Source organism: Nocardiopsis oceani, assembly GCF_054777395.1.
This window is the reverse complement of sequence record NZ_BAAHAR010000039.1, coordinates 44,327-69,984: the sequence shown is the minus strand read 5'-3', so window position 1 is coordinate 69,984 and position 25,658 is coordinate 44,327. Positions and strand designations below refer to the sequence as shown.

At 67.9% G+C, this 25,658-nt stretch carries 23 protein-coding genes; 10 read left to right on the top strand and 13 right to left on the bottom strand.

All coding sequences use genetic code 11. The features are described from left to right. Positions 1-114: 114 nt before the first annotated feature. The 5 genes from ACYVDG_RS22850 to dnaA form a co-directional block, all read right to left on the bottom strand. Positions 115-594, bottom strand: a complete 480-nt coding sequence (locus ACYVDG_RS22850; RefSeq protein WP_460757417.1) for a DciA family protein — start codon at positions 592-594, stop codon at positions 115-117. A 79-nt stretch (positions 595-673) separates the two neighbouring features. Continuing rightward, a complete protein-coding gene (gene recF, locus ACYVDG_RS22845) occupies positions 674-1,804 on the bottom strand; it encodes a DNA replication/repair protein RecF (RefSeq protein WP_460757412.1) in 1,131 nt (376 codons plus the stop codon). A 129-nt stretch (positions 1,805-1,933) separates the two neighbouring features. After that, positions 1,934-2,836 (bottom strand): phosphogluconate dehydrogenase (NAD(+)-dependent, decarboxylating), encoded by a 903-nt coding sequence (gene gnd, locus ACYVDG_RS22840; protein ID WP_460757407.1) that lies wholly within the window; start codon positions 2,834-2,836, stop codon positions 1,934-1,936. 106 nt (positions 2,837-2,942) lie between these two features. Next, complete coding sequence (dnaN, locus tag ACYVDG_RS22835) at positions 2,943-4,082, bottom strand: DNA polymerase III subunit beta (RefSeq protein WP_460757404.1); 1,140 nt, start codon at positions 4,080-4,082, stop codon at positions 2,943-2,945. Positions 4,083-5,234: 1,152 nt separating this feature from the next. Further along, positions 5,235-7,430, bottom strand: coding sequence for a chromosomal replication initiator protein DnaA (gene dnaA / locus ACYVDG_RS22830; RefSeq protein ID WP_460757492.1), 2,196 nt, complete (start codon positions 7,428-7,430; stop codon positions 5,235-5,237). 772 nt (positions 7,431-8,202) lie between these two features. Between dnaA and rpmH the strand changes: the two genes are divergently transcribed. The 8 genes from rpmH (at position 8,203) to ACYVDG_RS22790 (ending at position 14,072) form a co-directional block, all read left to right on the top strand. Then, the gene (gene rpmH / locus ACYVDG_RS22825) at positions 8,203-8,346 is read left to right on the top strand and encodes a 50S ribosomal protein L34 (protein WP_460757399.1); all 144 of its coding nucleotides are present in this window, start codon (positions 8,203-8,205) and stop codon (positions 8,344-8,346) included. A gap of 124 nt (positions 8,347-8,470) precedes the next feature. Further along, positions 8,471-8,950, top strand: a complete 480-nt coding sequence (gene rnpA / locus ACYVDG_RS22820; RefSeq protein ID WP_460757395.1) for a ribonuclease P protein component — start codon at positions 8,471-8,473, stop codon at positions 8,948-8,950. Continuing rightward, the gene (gene yidD, locus ACYVDG_RS22815) at positions 8,947-9,261 is read left to right on the top strand and encodes a membrane protein insertion efficiency factor YidD (RefSeq protein ID WP_460757489.1); all 315 of its coding nucleotides are present in this window, start codon (positions 8,947-8,949) and stop codon (positions 9,259-9,261) included. The genes rnpA and yidD overlap by 4 nt, the downstream gene beginning before the upstream one ends. 24 nt (positions 9,262-9,285) lie before the next feature. Beyond that, positions 9,286-10,224 (top strand): membrane protein insertase YidC, encoded by a 939-nt coding sequence (gene yidC, locus ACYVDG_RS22810; protein WP_460757390.1) that lies wholly within the window; start codon positions 9,286-9,288, stop codon positions 10,222-10,224. A 143-nt stretch (positions 10,225-10,367) separates the two neighbouring features. Further along, positions 10,368-10,856 (top strand): Jag family protein, encoded by a 489-nt coding sequence (locus ACYVDG_RS22805; protein WP_460757486.1) that lies wholly within the window; start codon positions 10,368-10,370, stop codon positions 10,854-10,856. A gap of 415 nt (positions 10,857-11,271) precedes the next feature. Then, complete coding sequence (gene rsmG, locus ACYVDG_RS22800) at positions 11,272-12,003, top strand: 16S rRNA (guanine(527)-N(7))-methyltransferase RsmG (protein WP_460757387.1); 732 nt, start codon at positions 11,272-11,274, stop codon at positions 12,001-12,003. Between the two features lie 200 nt (positions 12,004-12,203). Next, positions 12,204-13,031 (top strand): ParA family protein, encoded by an 828-nt coding sequence (locus ACYVDG_RS22795; protein WP_460757483.1) that lies wholly within the window; start codon positions 12,204-12,206, stop codon positions 13,029-13,031. An 81-nt stretch (positions 13,032-13,112) separates the two neighbouring features. Continuing rightward, positions 13,113-14,072: a ParB/RepB/Spo0J family partition protein gene (locus ACYVDG_RS22790; protein ID WP_460757384.1), complete on the top strand. Its 960-nt coding sequence runs from the start codon at positions 13,113-13,115 to the stop codon at positions 14,070-14,072. A gap of 301 nt (positions 14,073-14,373) precedes the next feature. Here the strand turns inward: ACYVDG_RS22790 and trxA are convergent, their stop codons facing one another. The 3 genes from trxA to ACYVDG_RS22775 form a co-directional block, all read right to left on the bottom strand. Beyond that, complete coding sequence (trxA, locus tag ACYVDG_RS22785; protein ID WP_460757381.1) at positions 14,374-14,697, bottom strand: thioredoxin; 324 nt, start codon at positions 14,695-14,697, stop codon at positions 14,374-14,376. A 51-nt stretch (positions 14,698-14,748) separates the two neighbouring features. Continuing rightward, positions 14,749-15,681, bottom strand: a complete 933-nt coding sequence (gene trxB / locus ACYVDG_RS22780; protein WP_460757378.1) for a thioredoxin-disulfide reductase — start codon at positions 15,679-15,681, stop codon at positions 14,749-14,751. A gap of 136 nt (positions 15,682-15,817) precedes the next feature. After that, complete coding sequence (locus ACYVDG_RS22775; RefSeq protein WP_460757374.1) at positions 15,818-16,288, bottom strand: hypothetical protein; 471 nt, start codon at positions 16,286-16,288, stop codon at positions 15,818-15,820. A gap of 172 nt (positions 16,289-16,460) precedes the next feature. Here ACYVDG_RS22775 and ACYVDG_RS22770 point away from each other — a divergent pair, with 172 nt between their 5' ends. After that, the gene (locus ACYVDG_RS22770; protein ID WP_460757371.1) at positions 16,461-17,621 is read left to right on the top strand and encodes a sensor histidine kinase; all 1,161 of its coding nucleotides are present in this window, start codon (positions 16,461-16,463) and stop codon (positions 17,619-17,621) included. Further along, positions 17,615-18,295 (top strand): response regulator, encoded by a 681-nt coding sequence (locus ACYVDG_RS22765; RefSeq protein ID WP_460757366.1) that lies wholly within the window; start codon positions 17,615-17,617, stop codon positions 18,293-18,295. The genes ACYVDG_RS22770 and ACYVDG_RS22765 overlap by 7 nt, the downstream gene beginning before the upstream one ends. An 81-nt stretch (positions 18,296-18,376) precedes the next feature. On the opposite strand, the gene ACYVDG_RS22760 is transcribed toward ACYVDG_RS22765, so the two are convergent. The 5 genes from ACYVDG_RS22760 to murJ (ACYVDG_RS22740) all read right to left on the bottom strand — a co-directional run bounded on the left by ACYVDG_RS22760 (position 18,377) and on the right by murJ (ACYVDG_RS22740) (position 25,600). After that, on the bottom strand, positions 18,377-19,282 hold the full coding sequence (locus ACYVDG_RS22760) for an anti-sigma factor family protein (protein ID WP_460757363.1): 906 nt from the start codon (positions 19,280-19,282) through the stop codon (positions 18,377-18,379). Beyond that, entirely contained in the window at positions 19,279-19,905 is a 627-nt protein-coding gene (sigM, locus tag ACYVDG_RS22755; RefSeq protein WP_460757358.1) for an RNA polymerase sigma factor SigM, read from the bottom strand. The genes ACYVDG_RS22760 and sigM overlap by 4 nt, the downstream gene beginning before the upstream one ends. A 30-nt stretch (positions 19,906-19,935) precedes the next feature. Continuing rightward, complete coding sequence (locus tag ACYVDG_RS22750; protein ID WP_460757353.1) at positions 19,936-21,501, bottom strand: protein kinase family protein; 1,566 nt, start codon at positions 21,499-21,501, stop codon at positions 19,936-19,938. A gap of 246 nt (positions 21,502-21,747) precedes the next feature. Then, complete coding sequence (murJ, locus tag ACYVDG_RS22745) at positions 21,748-23,544, bottom strand: murein biosynthesis integral membrane protein MurJ (RefSeq protein WP_460757350.1); 1,797 nt, start codon at positions 23,542-23,544, stop codon at positions 21,748-21,750. 157 nt (positions 23,545-23,701) lie between these two features. Further along, positions 23,702-25,600 carry a murein biosynthesis integral membrane protein MurJ gene (gene murJ, locus ACYVDG_RS22740; RefSeq protein WP_460757346.1) on the bottom strand — a complete coding sequence of 633 codons (1,899 nt, stop codon included), beginning with the start codon at positions 25,598-25,600 and terminating at the stop codon, positions 23,702-23,704. Between the last annotated feature and the right edge of the window lie 58 nt (positions 25,601-25,658).

The window sequence follows — 25,658 nt, the reverse complement described above, 5'->3', positions numbered from 1 at the left end:
GAGCGTCCCCGCACCACACTCCCACCCCTGCCCCTCGGAAGAAACTCGAAAATCGCAGGTCAAACTAGGTATCAGCGGGATTGTGGCCGCCCCGGTGCCGGCTCCCCGGCCGGGTCAGCGGCGCCGGAAACCGGGCCCCTTGACCTTGATGGCAACGACGGTGCCGTCACCCAACTCCTCGTTCAGGCGGCGCATCAAATCCCGCACCATCGCTCGCGCGTGGGCCGCCATGGTCGGAGAATCAGCCACCACTACGAGTTCACCCTCCGAATAACTCTCAGGTCGCAGGTGTTCCGCGTTGAATTCGCCCACGATGTCCGCCCATCGACCGAAAACCCCGCCGATAGCCACCTGCTCCTGCCAACCGTGTTCGATCAGCCAGGTCCGCACCGCGTCGCCGAAGAGTTGGGGCTCGTTCCGTGACCGCAACCGGCCACGCCTCTTAGCCCGGTGGGGGCCTCGGGGGACGGCTCCGCGCTCACGGGCCTCCGCCTTGGCTCGGGCCAGCGCTTGGCGGGCCAGGTCCGCGCCCGTGGCAGAGGGCGCCACCGGTGTGCCCGGGGAGGCTTCGGCGGAGGCGAGGGGGCGATCCACAGGCTGTGGACGACCCTGGCCGGACGGACCTCCCGGGTTTCCGTGGCCACCCCGGGGATCCACAGGTTGTGGGCGGTCCTCACTCACCCTCGACCACCCCCTCGTGCACCCCGAACCGGGCACCGTCCAGCTCCTTGGGGATGTCGTCGCTCACCGCGGCGGTCACCAGGACCTGTTCGGCTCCGCGCACCCGCTCGGCCAGCCTGCGGCGCCGTTCCGCGTCCAGTTCGGCGAACACGTCGTCCAGGATCAGGACCGGGTCGTCCCCCTCGGCCCGCAACAGCTCGAATGCAGCCAATTTGAAGGACAGCGCGAACGACCACGACTCGCCTTGGCTGGCGTACCCCTTGGCGGGCAAGTCACCGAGTTGGAGGTGGAGGTCGTCCCGGTGGGGTCCGACCAGGCTGACCCCGCGCTGGAGTTCACGGTCCCGCGCCTCGGTCATCGCCTCGCGCAGGATGTCCACAAGCTGTGGACGGTCGCGCGGAATCTCCCGCCCTTCCGGAACAGCGGAGCTCCGGTAGGTGGGTACCGCCGGCCCCCCGGAATCCGTCAGCCCTGAGTAGGAAGTGGCGACGAGCGGACGGAGCTCCTCCACCAGGCCCAACCGGGCGGCCAGCAGCTCCGCACCGATCTCGGCGAGGTGGGCGTCCCACACCTCCAGCGTGCTCAAATCCGGGGCGGCGCGCTGGCGCAGTCGGGCCGATGCCGACTTCAGTAGGGCGTTGCGCTGCTTGAGCACCCGGTCGTAGTCGGAGCGCACCCCCGCCATCCGGGGGGCCCGCGCTACCAGGAGGTCGTCGAGGAACCGGCGCCGCTCGCCCGGATCGCCCTTGACCAGGGCCAGGTCCTCGGGGGCGAAGAGCACGTTCCGGAGGATGCCGAGTACCTCGCGGGGGCGCCCGGCGGCCCCCCGGTTGACCCGCGCGCGGTTGGCCCGCCCCGGGTTGATCTCGAGGTCCACCATCATGTCCCGTCCGTCGCGGACGACCTTTGCGCTGACGATCGCGCGAGGCGCGCCCTGCCGGACCAGCGGGGTGTCGGACGAAACGCGGTGGCTGCCGAGTGTGGCGACGTAGCCGATCGCCTCAACCAAGTTGGTCTTGCCTTGGCCGTTGGCGCCGACGAACACGCTCACACCCGGTTGGAGTTCCAGCAGGGCCGACTCATAGGACCGGAAGTCGGCCAGTTGCAGGTGGGAAACGTACATCCGGCCTTCCTCCTGGAGCGGGGGGAGCGGAATCGGGGAGTGGACAGACGGGGGAGTGGTGGAACGGGTGGGGAAACGGATCTGGGGCGGCCCGGCCTACACCGAGCCGCCCCAGAGAAGAGGGGCCGACTAGTCTTTGCCGTCCTGGTTCTTGTCAGCGGCCTTGGTGACGGCGTGTCCCCCGAACTGGTTGCGCAGGGCCGCGACGACCTTCATTGCCTGGCTGTCGTCCTGGCGGGAGGCGAAGCGCGCGAACAGCGAGGCGGTGATCGCCGGGGCCGGGACCGCGAGGTCCACTGCGGCCTGTACCGTCCACCGGCCCTCGCCGGAGTCCTGGGCGTAGCCCCGCAGGCCGGACAGGCCCGGGTCCTCCTCCAGTGCCCGGGAGAGCAGGTCCAGCAGCCAGGAGCGCACGACGGTGCCCTCACGCCAGCTCTCGAAGGTGCCGGGGACGTCGTCCACGATGCCGGAGGCGACCATGAGCTCGTAGCCCTCCGCGAAGGACTGCATCATGCCGTACTCGATGCCGTTGTGGACCATCTTGACGAAGTGTCCGGCACCGACCGCCCCCGCGTGCACGAAGCCGCCACCGTCGTCGGGGGTCAGGGAGTCGAAAACGGGGCGCAGGCGTTCCACGTCCTCGGCGCCGCCGCCGACCATGATCCCGTAGCCGTTCTGGCGGCCCCAGACACCGCCGCTGACCCCGGCGTCGAGGTAGCCGATCCCCTTGGCGGTGAGCGTTTCAGCGCGGGTCCGGTCGTCGGCGTAGTGGGAGTTGCCGCCCTCGACGATGACGTCGCCCTCGGCAAGGAGGTCGCCCAGCTCGCGGATGATCGCCGCGGTCGGGTCACCGGCCGGGACCATCACCCACACGACCCGAGGCGCCTCGAGGCGGTCGACGAGCTCGGAGAGCGTCTCGACGTCGCGTTCGCCGGGGGAGACGTCGAAACCGACGATCTCGTGGCCCTTCTCGCGGAGGCGGGCGGCCATGTTGCCGCCCATCTTGCCGAGGCCGATCATTCCGAGTTGCATGCTTGGGCTCTCCCTAAGGCACCTGGGGACACGTGGAAGCCGACCGGCCCGGGAGGAAGTCCCTGGGCCGGAAGGCGGACGCCGGATCTGTGAGCGGGCCTTCCGGTCAGCCGGACAGGCGCACCGGCATGATCAGGTAGCGGTACTCGGGGGACGAGCCCTCCTCGGCCGGCTTGCCGGTGAGGATCGCGGGCTTGGTCGAAGTGGTGAAGTGCAGGCGGGCCACGTCGGTGCCGATGGCGCCGAGGCCGTCCAGCAGGAACCCGGAGTTGAAGGCGATCTGGATGTCGTCGCCGTCGAGGTCGGCCTCAAGGGTCTCCACAGCCTGTGCGTCCTCACCGGTGCCGGCCTCGAGGACCAGCGAACCCTGCGAGAAGGCGAGCCGCAGCGGGGTGTTGCGCTCGGCGACCAGAGAGACGCGCTTGACCGCCTCGACGAAATCGGAGCGGCTGATCTCGGCCACGGTGTTGAAGCTGTCCGGGAGTAGGGCCCGGTACTTGGGGAACTCGCCGTCCAGCAGGCGGGTGGTGGTCCGGCGTCCGCCGCCCTCGAAGCCGATCATGCCCTCGCCGGTGTCGCTGCCCGAGAGGGCGACCGAGACCTCGGCTCCGGAAGTCAGCGATTTGGCGGTGTCGTGGAGGGTCTTGGCGGGGACGAGTGCGACGGCGGAGAGCTCGGGGTTCTCCGGCTTCCACTTCAGCTCGCGGACGGCGAGGCGGTAGCGGTCGGTGGAGGCGAGGGTGATGGTCTCGCCCTCGATCTCGACCCGGATACCGGTGAGCATGGGGAGCGTGTCGTCCCGGCCGGCAGCCACGGCGACCTGGCTGACCGCGGAGGCGAACACGTCGCTGCCGATGGTCCCGCTCACCCCGGGCATCTCCGGGAGCGACGGATAGTCCTCGACCGGCATGGTGTTCAGGGTGAACTTCGCGCTTCCACAGGTGACGACGACCTTGGGGCCGTCCGTGGAGATTTCCACGGTCTGTGGAGGAAGGTTACGGGTGATCTCGGCGAGGAGGCGGCCGGAGACCAGGGTCTTGCCGGCCTCTTCGATCTCGACGTCCACCGAGACCTGGGCGGAGACCTCGTAGTCGAAGCCGGACAGGCGCAGCCGCTGGCGGTCGTCGGCCTCGCCGGCGTCCAACAGGATTCCGGCTAGCACCGGCACAGAGGGGCGCGTCGGCAGTGTGCGCGCTGTCCAGGCGACAGCGTCAGCCAGTACGTCGCGTTCGACCCGGAACTTCACTTTCCGACTCACTTTCCGCACGACCGGTGGACCGGTCGCAGCCTCAACGTTGCAGGTCGTGGGTGTCTCGTGGGCCTGCCGAGGGCTCCGTCAACAGGGTGTGGACAGGACCGCGGCGAACGGGGTCCAGCCACTGGGAGCCGCCTCGGTACCCGTAGGGGTCACCGCTCAGATCTGGGCGGCGGCGGTGGACAGGGGCGAGACCACACGTTACCCGGATTCACTGGTTGCTGCTGCCAGCTCAGAACCTGACCGCCGTCACTCCGATCTCGGGGCTTTGTCCACAGATTTTGCGCGGAGCGGTTTTGAAGCCACATCTGGGTTACTCAAGGTGCGCAGTAGTAGTAGGGCCTGTGGATAGTGTGGATAACCATTGTATCCGCAGGTCAGACTGCGAATTTTTGTCCACAGGCTTTGTGGATGAGCCTGTGGGTAACTCGATCGTCCTGTGGACGGAAAGAGAGGCCCACATGTTGTCCACACCGCGTCCACAGGTCCATCCACAGGTTTTCCCCAGGTTGTCCACAGTGGCCTGTGGTTTGGTGATCCGATGACGGGTGAGGGCGTCCACAGGAGTACCCCCGGTTACCCACAGCCCAAGCGCAGTTGTCCACAGATTATCCACAGGGTTGTCCACAGTTTTGAGGCCTCTCCTGTGGATAACTTTCTCGAGAAAGCTCAAAATTTTTTTCCGGGCCTCAATGCATACCTCTCGAACCTGGACAAACAGTCTGTGCACAGGGTTTTCCACAGGCCTCCCGCGAGTTGTGCGCATCGACCGTTGTCATCGTGCCCCGACAGCCTGCTCGCCGGTGGGTGTGTGACGGACAACAGGGGTTGGAAGCCCTGGGAGGTAGGGGAAATCGTGTGTGTCCGGCACAGACGGTGCCGTTGAGCCATGACACGGGCGTACCTCGCTCCATGGGAGCAACGGCCACACACGCCTGTGGATAACTCACTCTCGGCGGTTCTGGCTCGGGGCGAACGCGGAGGACGGGCCGACCGGCGGGCCGACGCCGTGCACAGGAAGCCGACACCGTGCTCAGGAACCGGTACCTCGTCCGAAGCCCGGGTACCGCGCACAAGGAAGGGGGACCGGTTCCATCGGACCGGTCCCCCTTCCTGTGGCCTATTCCGCTCAGGCCGACGGGGTCAGGTCAGCGAGGGCTGGTCCTTGATCCGGCTGGTGAGTTCGTGGACCTGGTTGTAGATGGAGCGTCGCTCCGCCATCAGGGCGCGCACCTTGCGGTCGGCGTGCATGACCGTGGTGTGGTCGCGGCCGCCGAACTGCTGGCCGATCTTCGGCAGGGAGAGCTCGGTGAGCTCCCGGCACAGGTACATGGCGATCTGTCTGGCCGTCACCAGCACACGAGAACGGGAGGTTCCGCAGAGGTCCTCCACGGTCAGCCCGAAGTACGCCGCGGTCTGGGACATGATCGCCCCGGCGGTGATTTCCGGCACCTCAGTGCTCGGCACGAGGTCGCGGAGCACCTGTCCCGTCAGGTCCAGGTCCACCGACTGCCGGTTGAGGCTGGCGAAGGCGGTCACGCGGATGAGCGCGCCCTCGAGCTCCCGGATGTTGGTCGAGATCTTGCTGGCGATGAACTCCAGCACCTCCGGTGGGGCTGCCAGCCCCTCCTGAGCCGCCTTCTTGCGCAGGATGGCGATCCGGGTCTCCAACTCGGGTGGCTGCACATCGGTGAGCAGACCCCACTCGAAGCGGCTCCGCATCCTGTCCTCCAGTGTGGTCAGCTGCTTGGGCGGCCGGTCACTGGAGATGACGATCTGCTTGTCGGAGTTGTGGAGGGTGTTGAAGGTGTGGAAGAACTCCTCCTGCGTCTGCTCCTTGTTCTCCAGGAACTGGATGTCGTCCACGAGGAGCACGTCGATGTCGCGGTAGCGGCGGCGGAATCCGTCCGCCTTCCCGTCCCGGATCGAGTTGATGAACTCGTTGGTGAACTCCTCCGAGCTCACGTACCGCACCCGGGAGCCTTCGTAGAGCCGGTGCGTGTAGTGGCCGATGGCGTGCAGGAGGTGGGTCTTTCCGAGCCCGGAACCGCCGTGGATGAACAGCGGGTTGTACGCCTTGGCCGGAGCTTCGGCGGCGGCGACCGAGGCGGCGTGCGCGAACCGGTTGCTGGAACCGATGACGAAGGTGTCGAAGGTGTACTTCGGGTTCAGCCTTGCGTGCTCACCCGGCGGAATCTCCGGTGAACGGCCGGGAGGAGATGTCGGCGAGACCGAGGCTCTCCTCCTCTCCACCTCTGGTTCGGAGGGAGCGGGTCCGGGGGCGCCGGGCGCGGGAAGCCCGGGCCCAGGGGAGCTGGGCTCAGGGGGTCCGGGCTCAGGGGGTCCGGGCTCGTCGATCGGCTCGACGGGCAGCCGTTCGGACACGTCGACGCTGTCCGGCACCGAGGGGGCGGCCGGCTGGGGCGCGGGCGGTGGCGGGGGAGTGGCCGCCGGGGTCTCCCAGCGGTTGGGCTCGTCCCACGCGGCCTCGCCCCAGCTCTGCTGCTGCCACAGCTGTTCCTGGGCCGGCTGCTCCCAGCCGACCGGACTCGACCACGGGGAAGGTGCTTCCTGCTCCGGTGCCTGGGCGGGGCCTTCGGGGCCGCCCTGGGGTGCCGGGGCCGGTGCGGGTGCCGGCGCCCAACCACTCGGGTCCGGGTCCGCGTGCGGCTGATCGGGCCGCTGCGGCTGGTGAGCGCGGGGAGGCTGCGCTTCCGCGGGCTGTGGCCCTTCAGCAGGGGGTGTGGAATCGAGCAGGTCGGCCTGCTGCTGCACCGGAGGCTGCTGTGCCTGCGCAGGCTGCACCGGTGCTTGCTGTAGCCGCGATGGGTCTTGCTGCTGAGGGTGCTGTGACTGGGGCTCTGCCCCGCCCGGGTGGGCGCCCAGTGCTTCCGCGGGATGCGGTGCGGCCGGGCGGGCGTGCTGGCCGCGCGGCTCCTGCGCCGGGGACTCCGGCAGGGCCGGTTCGGCGGGAGAAGGCTGTTCGGGACGCTGCGGACCCGGCGCCTGCTCCTGGGGCGGGTTGAGGGGGCTGGGTGCACCTTGGGGGCTGTGGTCCCTGCCCGCGCTGTAGGAAGCAGGGGTCGGGGGCGGTGTCGGTACCGCGGTGGGGTCCACGGTCACCGCGACCCGGATGTCCCGCCCGAGGTGCATGGAGAGGGCCTTGCTGATCGCCGGGTAGAGGCGCGTCTCCAGGACCTTCTTGGTGAACTCGTTGGGTGCCGCGATCAGCGCGGTGTCCTCGATCAGGCCCAGCGGACGGGTCTGCGGTAGCCAGGCGCGCTGGTGCGCGGGCAGGGAGTCGTTGTCGATCCCGTCCAACACGCTCGACCAGACCATTGCGAGGTTGACCTGTGCTTCAGCCAAGGTGACCTGCCATGGTTGCTGTCCCTTCAGTGCGGATCTGTTCGGTGCGGATTGGAGGCGGTGAGGGGACGGGGAGGTGGGTACGGAGTCACTCGTGCGCGTGGGCACCCCTGGGCCCACCCATCCCATTGTCCTCCCCTCTACGGTGTGCCGGGGCAGGAGGGTGGCGGCGTGATCGGTCGGTTCGGTCGTCCGGGCCCTGTGGACAACCCGACGGCCGGAGAGTGACCAAAGTTCTGACTACCCCTGGGTATCCACAGCTTGGGGAGGTTGTCCACACGTTGTACACAGGTTTATCCACAGGATGGCAGCTGGCTGTGCGTTGTGCAGGGTTATCCACAATTTGCAGGTCATCACATGTGTAAAGCGCCTGGATCCGGCTTCGGTGCGGCGATGGAGGGCGCCGGGTGAAAGTTATCCACAGGTCGAGGTTATCCACAGGCTGTGTGTCCTGTGGAGGCTCCACCCCCTGTGGACAACCCGTTTTCCACAGGGGCGGGGGTAGACTATGCGCAGTGGCGGTCGCCACCGGATCCGCAGGCTCCCGAGCACGCGGCCGGGGCAACCGTAAGCAGGTCTGATTTGACCCCGACAGGGTCAGGTCGTATCTTCTATATGCTTATGCCGTGGATTCTGCCTGCGCTCGTGTTCGCACGACAGCGCGGTCGCGGCACCAGCACAGTGAGACCCCGCATATCCTGGGGGTCTGTCGTAGTACTTTCCTGACACGCCCCTGGAGCCAGTAGTGAGCAAGCGTACGTTTCAGCCGAACAACCGGCGTCGCGCGAAGGTCCACGGCTTCCGGCTGCGCATGCGTACGCGCGCCGGTCGCGCCACCATCGCCTCGCGTCGTCGTAAGGGACGCGCCGCGCTGACCGTGAGCCACTAGGCTGCGTCAAGCCTCAAGTCTTCACTGGGACCGGTCCGGCCTTCTCGCCGGCCGGTCCCTTTGTCGTGGGGCACGGATCCGGTAGCCGAGGGTCGTGCCGCACCCCTCTCCCGGAGGAACGCCGATGTTGTCGCCGGAGAACCGGATGCGCCGCAGCGCCGAGTTCGGAACGGTCATGCGTTCGGGACGGCGCGCCTCGCGCGACGCCCTGGGCGTCGTCTACCTTGCTCCCGGAACATCATCCGACACCGACGCGACGGTACCGCCGCGCGTCGGTTTTGTCGTGAGTAAGGCGGTCGGGGGAGCGGTGGTGCGCAAGCGCGTGCAGCGCAGGCTGAGGCACGCCGTACGGGCTCGGTTGCCAGGACTGCCAAACGGTAGCCTTCTGGTAGTACGAGCCAAGCCCTCCGCCGCCACCAAACGGCAGGAGGACTTGGCGGTGCAACTCGACAGTGCGATCGCCGCGGCACAGCGACCGCGCGGCGCTTCGCGACGCCGACGAGGCCGTGGGGGACCACGCCCGGAAGCGGTCGAGGCGGCGAAGAGCGAAGCGGACGATGACCGTCGCCCCCCTGAGGGCGGAGAACGGTGGGCGAAGCCATGATCGAGCACAGACCGACGTCGTTAGCGCGGTTGTTGATCCTGCCCATTCGCGGTTACCAGCGTTTCATCAGCCCGCTCTTCCCCCCGGTCTGTCGTTTCTACCCGTCGTGCAGTGCGTACGCCGTCGAGGCGCTCCGCGTTCACGGGGGGCTGCGCGGGTTGTGGTTGGCCGTTAGGCGCATCGCCCGCTGTCACCCCTTCAACCCAGGGGGTCTTGATCCGGTTCCGTCGCCCAAGGGGGACCGGAGCGAGGAGTCCGAGGAATCCAGGGGCGGAACCGGGGATACCGGCACCGCCACCGGGGACCAGTAGTTTCACTGAACGAGGAGTTGGCCGGTGCTGGACTGGCTTTACAACATCATCGGCCACGTGTTGGTCTGGATCCACTCGGGTCTGACCTTCATCGGCCTGAACCCTGACAGCGGGTGGGCCTGGGGCCTGTCCATCGTGCTGCTTACCTGTGTGATGCGCCTCCTGATGGTGCCGCTGTTCGTCAAGCAGATGAACACGCAGCGCAAGATGCAGGAGGTGCAACCGAAGATCGCGAAGCTTCGGGAGCGCTACAAGCACGACAAGGAGCGGCTCCAGAAGGAGTCGATGAAGCTGTACCAGGAGAGCGGCACCAACCCCATCATGGGCTGCCTCCCGCTCCTGCTCCAGATGCCGGTCTTCTTCGCCCTGTTCAACGTGCTGCGCAACGTGGCCGAGGGCAACGTCCGGTTCGGCTTCACGGAAGAGCTGGTCAACAGCGCGCGCGAGGCGCTGATCTTCGCCGCCCCCATCGCCGCGCAGTTCAACACGTCCCCCGAGGACCTGCAGGCTCTGGGTTCCACCAACCCCACCATGGCGAAGGTCGTCATTGCCATCGCCTGTGTGGTCATGGGTCTGACGACCTTCCTGACCATGCGTCAGAGCATCAAGCGCAGCATCGCGCAGCAGCCTGACAACCCGATGATGCAGACTCAGAAGATCATGATGTACATGGCGCCCGCTTTCGGGCTCTTCGGTCTCATGATGCCCATCGGTGTGCTCGTCTACTGGGTCACGTCCAACGTGTGGACGATGGTGCAGCAGCACTTCCTGTACAAGAACCAGCCGCTGCCCGGTCAGGAGGACGAGTCGGGCAAGGGCACCGCGTCCAAGGGTTCAGCCAAGGGAATGCTCGGCCGGAAGAAGGCCCCGGAACCCTCTCCGGAGCCGAAGGAAGAGCCTAAGATCGAACGCAAGCAGCCGAAGAAGCAGTCGCGCTCCAAGCGCACCGGTGGGTCCAAGTAGGGACTCCCTGTTTCGTGTCGGCGGCCACGACTTTCGAGTACGCAGGCGACAATGCCCCTGAGGCGTACGACGACCAGGGCCTGACGGATTGAGGAGACGGGATCGCCGTGGGAAGTAGCGAGGAAGAGAGCGGTGGCGTGGCTGTGGCTGAGTCGCCTGAAGCCGGAATCGACATTGGTGCCCTGGAGAACGAGGGCGATATCGCCGCGGACTACGTTGAGGGACTCCTCGACATCGCGGACTTCGACGGCGACATCGACATGGATGTCGAAGGTGACCGCGCGATGGTCTCCGTCGTCGGCGCTACCCTCGACGAGCTGATCGGTGAGGACGGCGAGGTCCTGGAGGCCCTTCAGGAGCTGACCCGTCTGGCTGTGCACCGGGCCACGGGAGAGCGCAGCCGACTGATGTTGGACATCGGCGGATACCGCGAGGGCCGTCGGAAGGTGCTTTTCCAGGCTGGCACCGAGGCTGCCGACAAGGTCAAGAAGTCGGGGGAGATCCATCCGCTGGAGCCGATGACCCCCTTCGAGCGCAAGGTCGTGCACGACGCGGTCGCCGCGGCCGGACTCCGGAGCGAGTCCGAGGGCGAGGAGCCCAACCGGTACGTGGTGGTCCACCCGGCCGACTAGCGGAAGACCGGAAGCCACGGGGGCGGTGTTTCACGTGAAACACCGCCCCTTCGCTGTGCCTGAGGGCTTCGTCGGGGCTCCCTGGGATGCCGGTTGCTTGCGTACCCGTCTGGAGCGGCCTGCGCGAGTGGCTTTCGAAGGTGTTTCACGTGAAACTCGGGTGCGGCTCCCACATAGGATCGTCTCTGAGTGTTTCCCTGTCCACGTATCGTTCCGCCCCGGTGCTTCCGGGTGGGCGAGTGTGGAATCCCGCGTCGAGCATGGGCGCGGGAGCGGGGTTGCTTCGTGCGCGCGGGTGGCCGTCAGCCGCCGCGCGCTTTCCGCGTCGGTCGGCCCCCGCAATGTGGACAGGTCGACATGGCGACCCAACGGTTGATGGAAGTGACGATGGACCAGTTCCGACAGGTGGTGACCGATGACCTCGGGCGCTGAGGAACCCGCCGCTACGCTCTCCAGCCCGCCCCCACCGGCGGAGGCGGTGTTCGGCGAGGCTCTTCCCGGGGCGCAGCGCTACGCTGAACTCCTCGCGGATGACGGGGTGCGCCGGGGGCTGATCGGCCCGCGTGAGGTGCCCCGCCTGTGGGAGCGGCACCTCATCAACTGTGCTGTCGTCGAGGAATTGATCCCCGAAGGCGCCGATGTGGTCGACGTCGGGTCGGGTGCTGGACTGCCCGGCTTGGTGCTCGGCCTGCTGCGCCCCGACATCAAGATGACCCTCCTGGAGCCGCTGCTGAGGAGGACGGTCTTTCTCGAGGAGGCCGTGGAGAAGCTCGGTCTGCCCAACGTGGAAGTGCGGCGTGGGCGCGCCGAGGAGGTGCACGGCGAACTGCAGACTGATTTCGTCACCGCTCGCGCGGTCGCTCCACTGTCCCGGCTCGCGGGCTGGTCCTTGCCGCTCCTACGCAAGAACGGGAGTTTGCTTGCGCTCAAGGGCGAGCAGGCTGAGAGCGAGTTGGCGGAGGCCGAGAGAGACGTTTCGAAACTGCGGCCTAGCGTCTGCGATCTGATCAGGGTTGGGCGCGGTAAAGTCGATCCCGCTACCACGGTCGTTCGCGTCACGGTGACATCCGACGGTGGTCCGCTCGCGTCCGGTGGTTCCCAGAAGAAGGCGCGCGGCGGCAAAAAGAAGCGCGGACGGAAGAGGTGAACTCATTCGTGCCCCAGAATCCAGACGACAACTTCGGTGTTTCACGTGAAACACCGATGGGTGGCTACGGAGACCTGCTCGATGTTTCACGTGAAACAGCAGAGGAATCCACAGTGGGCCATCCCCCAGAAGCAGGGGGCGGCGATGCGGCCCACGACGGCCCCCCAGACACCCCCATCGCCCGGGCGGCCCATGCCGCGATGGCGGTTCGTGGGCACGAGGACCCCTGGCCTCGCCCCAAGTCCTGCCGGGTGATCAGTGTGGCCAACCAGAAGGGCGGGGTCGGCAAGACCACCACGACGGTGAACATCGCCGCCGCCCTGGCCATGAACGGACAACGTGTCCTCGTGGTCGATCTCGACCCCCAGGGGAACGCATCCACCGCGCTCGGTATGGAGCGAGACACGCAGACCCGTTCCATCTACCACTGCTTGGTTGAGGACGAGGAGATCCGGAAGCTGGCCCAGCCGGTGCCGGACATCCCGAACCTGTGGTGCGCACCGGCCACCATCGACCTGGCCGGCGCCGAAATCGAACTGGTTTCCTTGGTCGCCCGGGAGGCACGGCTCAAGCGGGCCTTCGATGCCTACGACACGTCGGACCTCGACTACATCCTCATCGACTGCCCTCCCTCGCTAGGCCTGTTGACGGTCAACGCGATGGTGGCGTGTGACGAGGTCATGATTCCGATCCAGTGTGAGTACTACGCGCTGGAAGGGCTTGGCCAGTTGCTGCGCAACGTGGATCTGGTCAAGTCCCACCTCAACACCGGACTGTCGATCAGCACGATCGTGCTGACGATGTACGACGGCAGGACCAGGCTCGCCCAGCAGGTGGCGGACGAAGTCCGTTCGCACTTCGGCGAGATCGTCCTGGAGTCACTGGTGCCGCGGAGTGTTCGTGTCTCCGAGGCGCCGAGCTATGGGCAGTCCGTCATGACGTACGACCCGGCGTCCACCGGTGCGGTGGCGTACTTGGAGGCCGCCCGGGAGATCGCCTTCCGGGCCGAAGGGCTCAACGCCGGTTAACGGCAGTTGTTTCACGTGAAACACTCCGCCCGGCCGGTGCGGTCGGGCGGAAGTAGGCAAAGAGTGTGGAGGGAGTTGCCGGTGAGCCAGCAGCGGCGCGGACTGGGCAAGGGGCTGGGGGCGCTCATCCCGCAGGGGCCGACGGCCCCCGCGCCGTCGGAGAGTGTTCGGGAATCCGCGGTGCCCGCCCCTGAGCCCCCCGAGGTTCAGGAGTCGACGGAGCTGCCGGACGGGACCTATATGGAGGAGGTCGAGCTCTCCTCGATCACCCCCAACCCCCGTCAGCCCAGGACGCATTTCGACGACGAGGCCCTGGAAGAGCTGAGGGAGTCGATCGTCGAGGTCGGCCTGCTCCAGCCGGTCGTGGTCCGCAAGCTCGAGGCGGGGGGAGCCCCGCGGTACGAGCTGATCATGGGTGAGCGGCGTTTCCGGGCGAGCAAGCTCGCGGGGCTCGACCGCATCCCGGCGATCGTCCGCAAGACGAGTGACGACGAGCTGCTCCGGGAAGCCCTTCTGGAGAACCTGCACCGTCAGGAGCTCAACCCGCTGGAAGAGGCGGCGGCGTACCAGCAGATGCTGGACGACTTCGGTACGACTCAGGCCGAGCTCGCCCAGCAGGTCGGCAAGTCGCGTTCGCACATCGCCAACACCCTGCGTCTGCTCAACCTCCCCGGGCGGGTGCAGACCCGCGTGGCGGCCGGTGTGCTGAGCGCGGGTCACGCGCGTGCGCTCCTGGCGATCGACGACCAGGAGGCGCAGGAGCGCCTCGCCAAACGGGTCAATGACGAAGGGTTGTCGGTGCGCTCTCTGGAGGAGATCGTCGCCCTCAAGGAGATCCCGGAGGAGGAGAAACCCCGTCGCTCATCGGCGGGACGGATCAGCAACCCCCCTCAGGTCGAGGAGTGGGCTACCCGCATGGGGGACCGGCTCGACACCACGGTGAAGGTGGACATCGGCCGGAAGAAGGGCAAGATCGTCGTGGAGTTCGCGACGATGGAGGACCTGGAGCGGATCATCAGTCAGATGGACCAGGAGAACTGATCCCTCGCGCATGATGGCGGTGTTTCACGTGAAACACCGCCATCGTCATGTCAGCTGCCAGTTGGTACGGGGGCGCCCTTCCGATCGGTTCGGTCCTGTTTCACGTGAAACAGTCCGATGCGGGCCGCGGGGATCTGTGTCAGCATCGGCCTGGCCGCCGCGTCGCGTCCTTGCGCTTCCGTGGCGACACAGTGCCCCTGGAGGCGCGCGGCGGGGTCTAGGCTTGCCCGAGTCCACGGAGGTACAGAAAGGCCCCCAGGCTGCGCCTGAGGGCCTCTGGATGTTTCCGGTGCGCTCCTGGTTAGAGGAACTCGGCGAGGTCCTTCTCGAGGACACGCTTCGGCTTGGCGCCGATGATCTGCTTGACGACCTCGCCGTCCTTGTAGACGTTCATCGTCGGCAGCGACATGACGTTGTAGGCGCGGGGAGTCTCGGGGTTCTGGTCGGTGTTGAGCTTGACGACATCGATCTTGTCGCCGTACTCCTCGGCCAGCTTGTCCAGGACCGGGGCCATCTGCTTGCAGGGGCCGCACCAGTCGGCCCAGAAGTCCACCAGGACGGGCTTGTCACTGGCGAGGACGGTCTCCTTGAAGGAGGCGTCGGTGGCGGTCTTCACGGTGGACACTGCTTGGTTCTCCTTGGTTCGACGAAACCGGGTGGGACAGCGGGGGAAGGCTCAGTGGCCGAGTTCGGCCAGGTGGCGCTCCGCGTCCAGGGCGGCGGCGCAACCGGTGCCCGCGGCGGTGACCGCCTGACGGTACTGGTGGTCCACCACGTCACCGGAGGCGAAGACACCCTCGAGGTTGGTCCGCGTGGACGGGGCGTCCACCTTCACGTAACCCTCCTCGTCGAGCTCGATCTGCTTCTGGAACAGCTCCACGCGCGGGTCGTGGCCGATCGCGACGAACAGGCCCGTCACGTCCAGGGTGCTGGTCTCGTTGGTCTTGTTGTTGATCAGCTTGAGGCCGCTGACCCGGTCCTCGCCCAGAACCTCGGTGATCTCGCTGTCCCAGAGGAACTTGATCTTGTCGTTGGCCAGGGCGCGGTCGGCCATGATGCGGCTCGCACGAAGCTGGTCCCTGCGGTGGATGACCGTCACGGACTTGGCGAAGCGCGTGAGGAACAAGGCTTCCTCCATCGCGGTGTCGCCCCCGCCGGCCACGGCGATGTCCTGGTCTCGGAAGAAGAACCCGTCGCACGTGGCGCACCAGGAGGTGCCGCGGCCCGACAGTTCCTTCTCACCGGGGATGCCGAGCTCGCGGTAGCCGGAGCCGGTCGCCAGGATGATGGTGTGCGCGAGGAAGGTCTCACCGCCGGCGGTGACTTCCTTGACTGGCTTGGTCAGGTCCACGTCGGTGACGTCCTCGGGGACCAGCTCTGCGCCGAAGCGCTCGGCCTGCTTGCGCATGTGGTCCATGAGGTCCGGACCCATGATGCCGTCGGGGAAGCCCGGGAAGTTCTCCACGTCGGTGGTGTTCATGAGGGCACCACCCGCGGTGATGGACCCCTCGAACACGAGCGGGCGCAGTTCCGCACGCGCGGCGTACACGGCAGCGGTGTAACCCGCCGGTCCGGAACCGATGATGATGACATTGCGGACGTCACTCACGCTCAAGGCCCTTCACACAGTCGCTGCCCTGGCCACGGTGTGTGACCTGAGGGAAAGATGGTTAGCACAACCGATGGTAGGCGCCAGGCATTCCCGCTCTGACATCCCCCCAGCGTACGGGGGAGGGGTATAGCCCTCAGTTCGAGGACGTCCCCCCGCGGCGACCGGCGCTGATCGCTAGGGCCACACCCCCGGCGACGACACCCCAGAGGGCGTTGGTGGCGAGAACGGACACCAGGCCGAAGGGGTTGGCGACCGGGCCCTGGAGCTCTCCGGTGACGAACGGAGACAGCACGGCGCTCAACACGATCACGAATACCCCGTAGGCCACACCTGTGAGGACGAGCGTGAGGACCGGCCGCGGAGCCCTCGTGGCGACGACGGACGCGATCCAGACGACCGAGACGGTCAGGGTCACTCCCAGCTGTGCCCAAGGTGCCCCGATCGCCGCTGAGATGCCGGTGGCACTCATCAGCGGCCGGATCAGGGCCAGGGCGCCGAGCCCCAGTACCAGCGTCCAGGGGACGCCTGTCAGGGCACCGGAGGACGTAGGTGTGGAGGCCGGGTCACCGGGGCGTCCCGGACGCTCTGAGTGGTTCTGGTCCATGAGTCTGCTCCGTTGGCTCGGTACGGCGGTCGCCGCTCGGATCCTCCGGACGGTACGGACGCCGGTGCTTCCAGGGCGTCCGTACCGGGTTCCTTCCGTGTACGGCGAAACGCGTAGTGGAGCGCTCCTTCGGTACGGGGTCCCCCGAGGCCGCGCTCCGTAGAATCGCCGTATGCCGGATCACTCCGCCCGCCAAGCGGTCATTGTCGACGCCCTGTTGGGGTTCGCGGTCTTCGCCGTGGTCGCCATCGCGATCGCGGCGGATCTCGGCGGGGGAGGGGACCTGCCCTCTGCCGTGGCCTACGGGTTCGCGGCCGCCCTCGGCCTACTTATGCTGGCCCGGCGCCGGTGGCCCTTGGCAGTGCTGCTGGCCAGCGGCGTCCTCGTTGTCGTTTACCACGCCGCGGATCTGCCCGTCATCGGGCTGGCGGTCCCCGTCGCCGCCGCCCTGTACTCGTCGGCCGAACGGGGCCGCACTGGCTGGGCTGCCGGGACAGCGGTGGTGCTGCTGGTGGTCTCCACCGTTGCGCGAGCCCTCGAAGGGCAGGACTTGGGTTTCCTCTTGGGATACGAGCTGGCGTCCACGGGGGCGATCATGGGGGCAGCGATCGCTCTCGGGGACGGTACGCGCCAGCGCCGGGAAGCTGCCCGGCAGCGCGAGCGCATCGCCGCGCTGGACGCCCAGGCGCGGGAGGCGGAGGCCGCTGAGCGCGTGGCCCGGGAACGGGGGAGGATTTCCCGCGATCTGCACGACGCCGTCGGGCACCACCTGTCCGTGGTGTCGCTGCACGCCGCGGTGGCGGCTGAGGCCTTGGAAGAAGGGTCGGTGGATCTCACGGCGGCCCGGTCGGAGCTGGAACACGTGACCCTGGCCTCCAAGGAGGGCCTGCGGGATCTGCGGTCCACGGTGCGTGCGCTGCGCGAGCCCGGGCCTGAGGTCGACCGGGTCGCCGGGCTCGCCCACTTGGCGGACCTGGTTGCCTCCGTCCGAGCAGCGGGACTGCGGGTCGACGTTGTGGGCGACGGCGGGGAAGACCTTCCCGGGATGGTCGACGCGGCCGCCTTCCGTGTGGTCCAGGAAGCGCTCACGAACACGCTGCGCCACGCGCGGGCCCGGGGAGCGATGGTCGTTCTGGAACGCGGAGACGGTGGACTCGACGTGACGGTCACCGATGACGGCCGGGGTGCCGCGCCGGACGGGGAAGAGGGGAGCGGGGTCTCGGGTATGCGGGAGAGGGCGCGGATGCTGGAGGGGACACTGGAGGTGGGCTCGGCCGAGGGCGGCGGGTTCCGTGTGTGCGCACGGCTGCCGATCGGGGGCACCGCGTGGTGAGGGTCCTGCTCGTGGACGACCAACCACTGGTGCGTGCGGGGGTGCGGTCGCTCCTGGAACGCGACGGCGATATCGAGGTGGTGGCCGAGGCAGCCGACGGTCGCCGGGCACTCGTCGAAACCGACCGCTTCCGCCCGGACGTGGTCCTGCTGGACCTGCAGATGCCGACCATGGACGGGCTCGGCGTGTTGCGGGAACTGGAACGTCGACGTGTCGACACGTCGGGGCGACGACATGTCGACACCCGGGTTGTGGTCCTCACCACCTTCGGAGAGGACGACAACGTGTTCACCGCGCTGCGGTTGGGTGCCGCGGGCTTCCTGCTCAAGGACGCCGCACCCGGTGAACTCCGGGAGGCGGTCCGCACCGTCGCGGCGGGCGAGGCCCTGCTGTCGCCCGGGGTGACCCGCCGCGTGATCGAGCGGCTGGCCCGCACCGACCTCGCACCGGAGGCCGCGGAGCGCTTGGAAGGACTCACCCCTAGGGAACGTGAGGTCCTCGAACTCGTGGGGCGGGGAATGTCCAACCAGGAGGTCGGGGCACGATTGCACCTGAGCCCCGCCACGGCCCGTACACACGTGCACCGCCTGCTCACCAAGCTGGGCGTGCGGGACCGCGTGGGGCTCGTGGTGGTCGCCTACGAGAGCGGACTGGTCCGCCCCGGCCAAGGCTGACCCGCCTGGCAGTGGCCCCGCTCGACTGTTGATCTGCCCCACAGCGGAACGGTAGGCACGGACCGAGCCGGAAGGCCGTGCCTAGAGCGTGCCCTCAGCGATGACGTTGTCATCGGTGTCGCCACCCTGCGCGCAGCCGGGGTCGACCACGGCCACGCTGGTTCCGTTGGTGTCCTGGGTGAAGAGGATCCACGCACGTTCGGGGCCGGTTCCGTCGTCGAAGAGCGCGTCGTCGACCAGGGTGACCCGGGTGCCGTTGGCCTCCTCGAATTGGGTGACGCATTCCTGAGCTCCGTCCGGGAGCTGGTCCTGCGCCTGGAGTTCGACGCTAGGGTCGGACCCCTCGGCGCCCTCGGCCTCTGCCTCGGTCTGCACGGCCGAGGCCTGCTCACCGAGCTGGTCGGCGGTGTAGACCGTCTCGCTCTCCACCGCTTCGGCCGTGTAGGACTGGGCGGTGTCCGGTTCGGACTCCGGACCGCTGTTCTCCTCGATCATGGGCGAGGCGGCCCCGGTGTCCTCCTCCTCCTCGGCCATCAGACCGTTGAACACGGCGGCACCGCCGCCGACCACGAAGACGGCCGCGGCGGCGGCAACCATCAGTTTGGGAAGACCGAAGCCCCGCCTCTTGGCGGTGATGGGGGTGACGGTGGCGGGGGTGCCGACGGGGTCGGCGTCCGCGGGTGCGTCCTCCTGTACGCCATAGGCCGCGTTCCCGGTATCGGCTTTTTCGGCACCGGTAGGCCCGGAAGCGGCGGAACGCTCTCGCGCGGCCTCGCTGATGTGGCCGTCGAGGAGGTCGGCGACGTCCTGCGGCAGCGCGGGGGCCGGTGCCTCGGCGAGCACACGGGTCACACCGGAGAGCTCGTCGATGGTGGCGGCGCAGGTCGCGCAGGTGTCGATGTGGTCGGCGATTGAGCGTTCCTCGTCGGGCTCGAGAAGATCCTCGGCGAAGAAGGCGAGTGCCTCCACGTCTGGATGGGACGTCACGATGGGTTGGCACCTCCTCTCCCAGATGTGACGTCCCGGGGAGGCTGAGGGTTCCTTAGATGAGCCAGAGAGGGGAGAAGTTTCGCGCGTCCCCGTGCGCATCTGCTCTTGACCGTGCCGGAGGCGACATCGAGGATCTCAGCTGCCTCTTCCACCCGGTAACCGAGCATGTCCACCAGGGTCAGGGCCATCCGCTGGTCCAGGGGCAGCGTCTCCATCGCGGACCGCACGTCCAGCCGGGCAGCGGTCTGGGAGGCGTGGTCCGGCCCGCCGCCGGAGCGGCTCATGCGCTCGTTGGACATGACGTCGAGGGTCTCGTCCTCGGTGGGGGTGGCCGGGCGCACCTTGCGACGTCTCAGTCGGTCATGGCAGGCGTTCACGACGATGCGGTGCAGCCAGGTGGTCACCTGGGAGTCGCCGCGGAACCGGTCGGCCGCCCGGAACGCGGACATGAAGGCGTCCTGGAGCGCGTCGGAGGCCTCCTCGCGATCACCCATCATCCGGATGGAGACAGCCCACATACGCTCACGGTGTCGGCGCACCAGTACCGCGAACGCCTGTTCGTCACCCTGAGAGTGCCTTGACAACAGCTCCTTGTCAGGAAGCTCCTGGGCCGTGTCCATCAGCGCTGATCACATACCCCACAACTAGAACTAGGTCCCGCGTACCTCGACCTCGTTAATGCTCCCACGAAAGCGTCCGTCGTCCGTGGGCAGGTCGGTGAACCAGACCAGGACGTACTGGCCGGTCGCCGCATCGTCGAGGGAGATGGACTCCGTACCGTTGACCTGGCCTTCCCAAGCAGTGGGAAGGTTGGCGTCCAGACTCGCGTCGTCGGTGACCTGGTCGCTGTCACCGACCCGGATCTGGATCCCGTAGTCCCTTTGAGGCACGACCAGGTCGACCTCGTGCACTTCCTGGGCCTCGCCGAGGTCCAGGATCAGGCCGACGCCGGACTTCTCGGTGCCCATCGGGTCCTTGTAGCCCTCGGTGTTCCAGCGGGTCTCGACATCGCCGTCGTGGGCCAGAGGTGCGTTCTGTCCGTGCTCGGAGTGGTCGCCGAGGGGGTCGAACCCGTCGGAGTCGGTGATCGCCAGGACCTCGGGATCGGCACTATCCGTGACGTCCTCGGTCTCGTTGGACGTCGGGTCGGCGGCCTCGTCCCCTCCGGGGCGCATCATGGAGCCGAACATCCACGCACCGGCCACAACCGCGGAGAACAGGGCCACCGCGAGCACACCGACCAGCAGCCGCTTGGCCGAACCGCCCTTGTTCCGGGCCGCCCGCTGGTCCATGCGGGAGGGTGCCGGTCGGCCACCGCTCCGTGCCTGGGCCGCACCGTTCCGGCTGGAGCGCCGCGGGTCGCCCGCGGCGTCGAACTCTCCCGTGCGCCGGGAGGTGCCGGGCTCGGGCGGCGGCGCCTCGGCGGGTGAGACCGGCAGCGGGATGAGCCTGGGGACCTCGGCCATGGCGGCGCAGAACTCGGCCGGACTGGTGATGGGCGGTCCGGGCACCATCTGGCCGACCAGCTGCGGCAGGGCCGAGCGGGTGGTGATGGCGGCCAGGGGTTCGTTCACCCCTTGGCGGATCTGACCGGGCGGGTAGGGGCCCATGGGGCCCTGCGGGGCACCGGGCAGGCCGCTCTGCGGGCCGCCGGGCCAGTACCCGGTGAGGGCCGCGTAGAGCAGGTTGCCCAGGCCTTGGGCGTCGACGGCGCCGGGCTGGGGGACGTTGTTCCCCAGCAGTGCCGCGTCTACGCCGATGCCGGCGACCTTGACCGCCCCGCCGCTGCTCCACATGAGCTTTCCGGGGGTCAGGCACAGGTGGTACAGGCCGCCCGCATGAGCGGCGGTCAAGGCCTCGGCCGCTTCGGCGACCAGGCCCGCCGCCCGCTCGGGCTCCATGGGGCCCTGAGCGAGGAGTTCCGCGAGCGAGGAGCCGATCACCCACTCCTCGACCACGTACGGGACCGGTGAGTTGTCGTCGGCGTCGAAGACCTGGGTGACTCGGGCGTCCGGGATGCGGCTCGTGGCCCGTGCGGCCCGGACGACCTCGGACGTGCGCGGGAAGCCTTCGGCGAAGGTCCACACCGCGACGGGACGCGCCAGCGTCTCGTCAGTGGCCTTCCACCGGGTGGCGCCACCGGTCTCGCTCACTGCGTGGTCGAGTCGGTAGCGGTTGGCCAGCTTCGCCCCGGGTTCGATCAGGAAGGTGCTCATGATGGGAGTGACGGACGCCAGTGCCGCTGGGTCGCGTGGTGCCGCTGTGTGCACATGCGAGGGGGTCGGCCCTGTCTGCTGTCCCCAGCCTCCCTTCGGGCAGCTCGGATAAACGATGCTCTGGCGGTAAAGCTGTGTCGGTCCATGCTAGGACGCGTGAACAGCCTCTTTGGAGGACATCGGATACTCATCGACCTTCCGGGACGTATCCACGTGTGACTACCCAACGTCATCCATTCCAGGTGATCAGCGGCGTCGCAACCGGGATTTCACCAAATCGAGGAATGCTGTGACTTCAGTCACATTGAGGAACTTGGCGGCAACCACGAACAGTACGGCACCAACCAGTCCTCCGGCCACCATCGACGCAACACCAGGCCACAGCTCACCCGGAAGGCCGCTGAAGGCGAAGGTCATCAGTAGCCCGAACAGCGCGGCAGGGATGGTCGCCACATGCAGCTTGAAGAGGGTGGACGCTGTTCTGCGGCCGTCCAGACCGTTGAGCCTCTTGTTCAGGAGGTACCACATGATGATGGAACCGACGATGTAGTAGAGGCCGTACGGAGCGGGCAGCCACAGAACGATGTGCTGCGGCGTGTCCGCCATGAAGTACAGAAGGCTGAACGCGGTGACCGCGTGGGCGGTCTCGGAGGGGATGGCCACCAGCGCGGGGGTCCGGGTGTCGCCGAGCGCGTAGAACACCCGCATCTGCAACTGGAACAGCGTGAAGGGGATCAACATCACGCAGAAGACCATGAGGATGCGGCCGATGGCCGCGGCGTCCTCGGTACTGGTGCTGCCCTGCGCGTAGATCATCACGCAGAAGGGGATCGCGAAGACGATCATCGCCACCGAGATCGGCACGATCAGCACCGAGGAGAGCCGGAAGCCGCGTGAGAAGTCGCTCCGTACCTGGTCCTTGCGCCCGGCCGCGACGTGCTCGCTCATCCGGGGCAGCAGGGCCGTGATCACCGACACCGCGATGATCGCGTACGGCAACTGGAAGAGCATCGAGGCGAACTTGTACGCCGCGATACCCGAACCGGTCTCGTATCCCAGTTCCGCCGACATCGCACCGGCACGGGTGGCGACGTTGGTGGAGACGAGCGCGCCCACCTGCGCGACGACGATGTAGAGCATCATCCACGAGGCCGCTCCGGCCGCCTCGCCCAGCCCGGACCCGCGCAGGTCCAAGCGGGGCCGCCAGCGGAAGCCCGCCGCGGCGAGGGCCCAGACCAGTACGGCGGCCTGCACGACCTGGCCGAGCGCGGTACCCAGGCCCAGCAGGGCCAGTTCGCCCTCAGTCACGGTATCGGGTGTGCGGCCCGGTCCGGCGATGGACAGGAACCACAGGCAGATCCCGATGATGACGACGTTGTTCAGCACCGGTGCCCACATCGGAGCACCGAACTTACCGCGCGCGTTCAGCATGGCGCCGGCCAGACCACTGGCGCCGATGAAGAAGATCTGCAGTACCAGGTAGCGCGCCAGGGTGACCGACACGTCGTACTGCGCCCCGGTGAACCCGCCCGCGTAGATCCGGATGAACCACTCGGCGATCAGCCAGGACACCGCGGTGAGGGCGAACAGCGCCAGCAGCAGGAGCGTGACCAGCCGCTGCTCCGTGCGGTTCCCGCCGTCGGGGTCGAGCTTACGCCTCTTGACCAGGAACGGCACGAACACACTGGCCAACAACCCGCCGATGAGCAGGTCGTAGATCATGTACGGCACCATGCCGGCGGTCTGGTAGGCGTCACCCAGCAGCTGGGTACCGATCGCCGCCGCCAGCACGATGGTGCGGACGAAGCCCGTCACTCGGGAGGCGATCGTTCCGGCCGCCATGATCGCGGTCGACTTGGCGAGGTTGCCCGTCGTGGTGTGCGAGCTACCGCCGATCTCGTCGCCGTCCTCCAGACCGGCGCGGTCCGCGGTGCCCAGGTCACCGATGTCGCTGGGGTCCCGGTCCGTCTTGAGCCCGGTCTCGGGCTCGGCCTTGGGCTCGGAGAGCTCGTAGGTGTCGAGCACGTCCTCCGGCGTCACCAAGTGGCGACCGGACCTGCTCTCGTGGGGGTCCCGCGGTCCCGGTTCTGGACCGTCGGTGTGTTGACGGGGGTGATCGCTGGACACCGTCGGGTGGTCCTTTTCTCGGTCGGACGACTACTGGGCACCGGCGGGGCTGGGCCGGAGTGGTTCACTGCGTCTACCGACGCAGACGGCCGCGGATGAGTTCCACGGCCGCGGTCAGCTCGGGTACGCGCAGAACACGGGCGGACACCAAGAAGAGCAGCGCGCCGACGGTGCAGCCGACGACGGGGGCACCGACATAGGTCATCAGACCGGGGCCGACCTGGGTGTCGAAGAACCAGAGCACCCCGAAGCCGGCCGCGATGCTGGGAACAGCCGCGAGGTGCAGGCGCAACAATGTGCCAATGATGTGCTTTCCGTCAAGTCCACCGATTCGTCGGCTGAGCACCTGGCCGGCGATGGTCAGACCCGAGAGGAAAGAGACCATGAAGCCGGCGGCGACGCCGACGACCACCACGTTCGGGGGCAGGACCAGGTAGGCGGCAAGGGCCAGAGCGCTGTGTACAGCGAGGTTGGCCACGCCGATCAGCGCGGGGGTCTTGGTGTCCCCGAGGGCGAAGAACACGCGCAGCATCAGCTGGAACACGGTGAACGGCACCAGGCCGAGGGACATCACGGCGAGAATCTGGCCGATGGCGGCCGCGTCGGCGACGGAGACCGATCCGCGTGCGAAGGCCAGGATCGACAGCGGCTCGGCGAACAGCGCCACCGCGAAGGCCGTCGGGACCAGCACGAACGCGGAGATGCGCATGGTGCGGGAGAAGTCGGAGCGGACCGCCTCCCAGTTGCGGTCTTCCGCATGGGCGCTCATGCGCGGGAGCAGCACGGTGATCAGGGAGACCGCGATGATCGCGTAGGGAAGCTGGAAGAGCTGGTACGCCAGGTTGTAGGCGCTGATCCCGGCGCCGATATCCAGACCCTGCTCGATACTGGCGACGTTCGCGGCGTTGGCGATGTTGGTGGTGATCCACAGGCCCGCCTGCGTGAGCAGGGTGTAGAGCATCATCCACCCCGCGGAGCGCAGGGCCACGCCGAGGCCGGACCCGCGCAGGTCCAGGCGGGGCCGCCAGCGGTAGCCGGTCCGGGTCAGGGCGATGAACAGAACGAACGCCTGAAGCGCCATACCCGCGGCGGTGCCCGCGCCGAGGAGCGTGAGTTCGGAGGTGGTGACGTTCTCCGGGGTGCGACCCGGGCCCGCCACGACCAGGAACATCGCGGCCACGCCCATGATGACGAAGTTGTTGAGCACCGGGGCCCAGACGGCGGCGCCGAACTTGCCGCGCGTGTTGAGCATGGCGCTGAGCAGTCCGCTCAGGCCGACGAAGAAGATCTGCGACAGCAGGAAGCGCGCCAGGTAGACCGACGTCTCGAACTGGATCGGTGTGAACCGTGATCCGTACAGCCAGATCAGGACTTCCGCGGCCGCGATCGCGGCCGCGGTCACCAGCAGCAGCGCCAGCACCATAGAGGTGAACAGGCGGTCCTCGGTGGCCTTGCCGCCGTCCGCGTCTCGCTTGCGCCGCTTGACCAAGAACGGAATGACCACGGAGGCCATGAGGCCGCCGATCAGCAGGTCGTTCAGGATGAAGGGGATCGTGTGCGCCGTGTGATAGGCGTCACCGAGCAGGTGGGTGCCGATGGCGGCGGCCAGCACCATGGTGCGGGCGAAACCGGTGATGCGGGAGGCCATGGTGCCTACGGCCATGACCATGCTGGACCGCATCATGCCGCCCGACATGCCTTCCGAACCCTCCTTCGCGGGTTCCGGATCGGCTTCCCCGCCTCCTAGGTCGGGTGAGCCTCCCGAGTGCCCGGGGCCGTCGATCCCGCCGAGGCCGGGGCCTCCGGGGGCTGCCCCGGTGTCGGGCAGTTCGCCTTCCTCGAAGGAAGGGGTCGGGCCACCGTAGGGGCGGCTCGTGCCCTCACCTGGCAGCGGCCCCTCGGGTGACTGCTTGCGGTGCCTGGGCGTGTGGCGGGGGGAGCGCTCATCGCCGTTCGGGGAGTCGGTGACCACCGTGGATCAGGGTTCCTTTCGTCCGACTGGGAGGTTCGTGCCGGGCGCCGCAGGACGG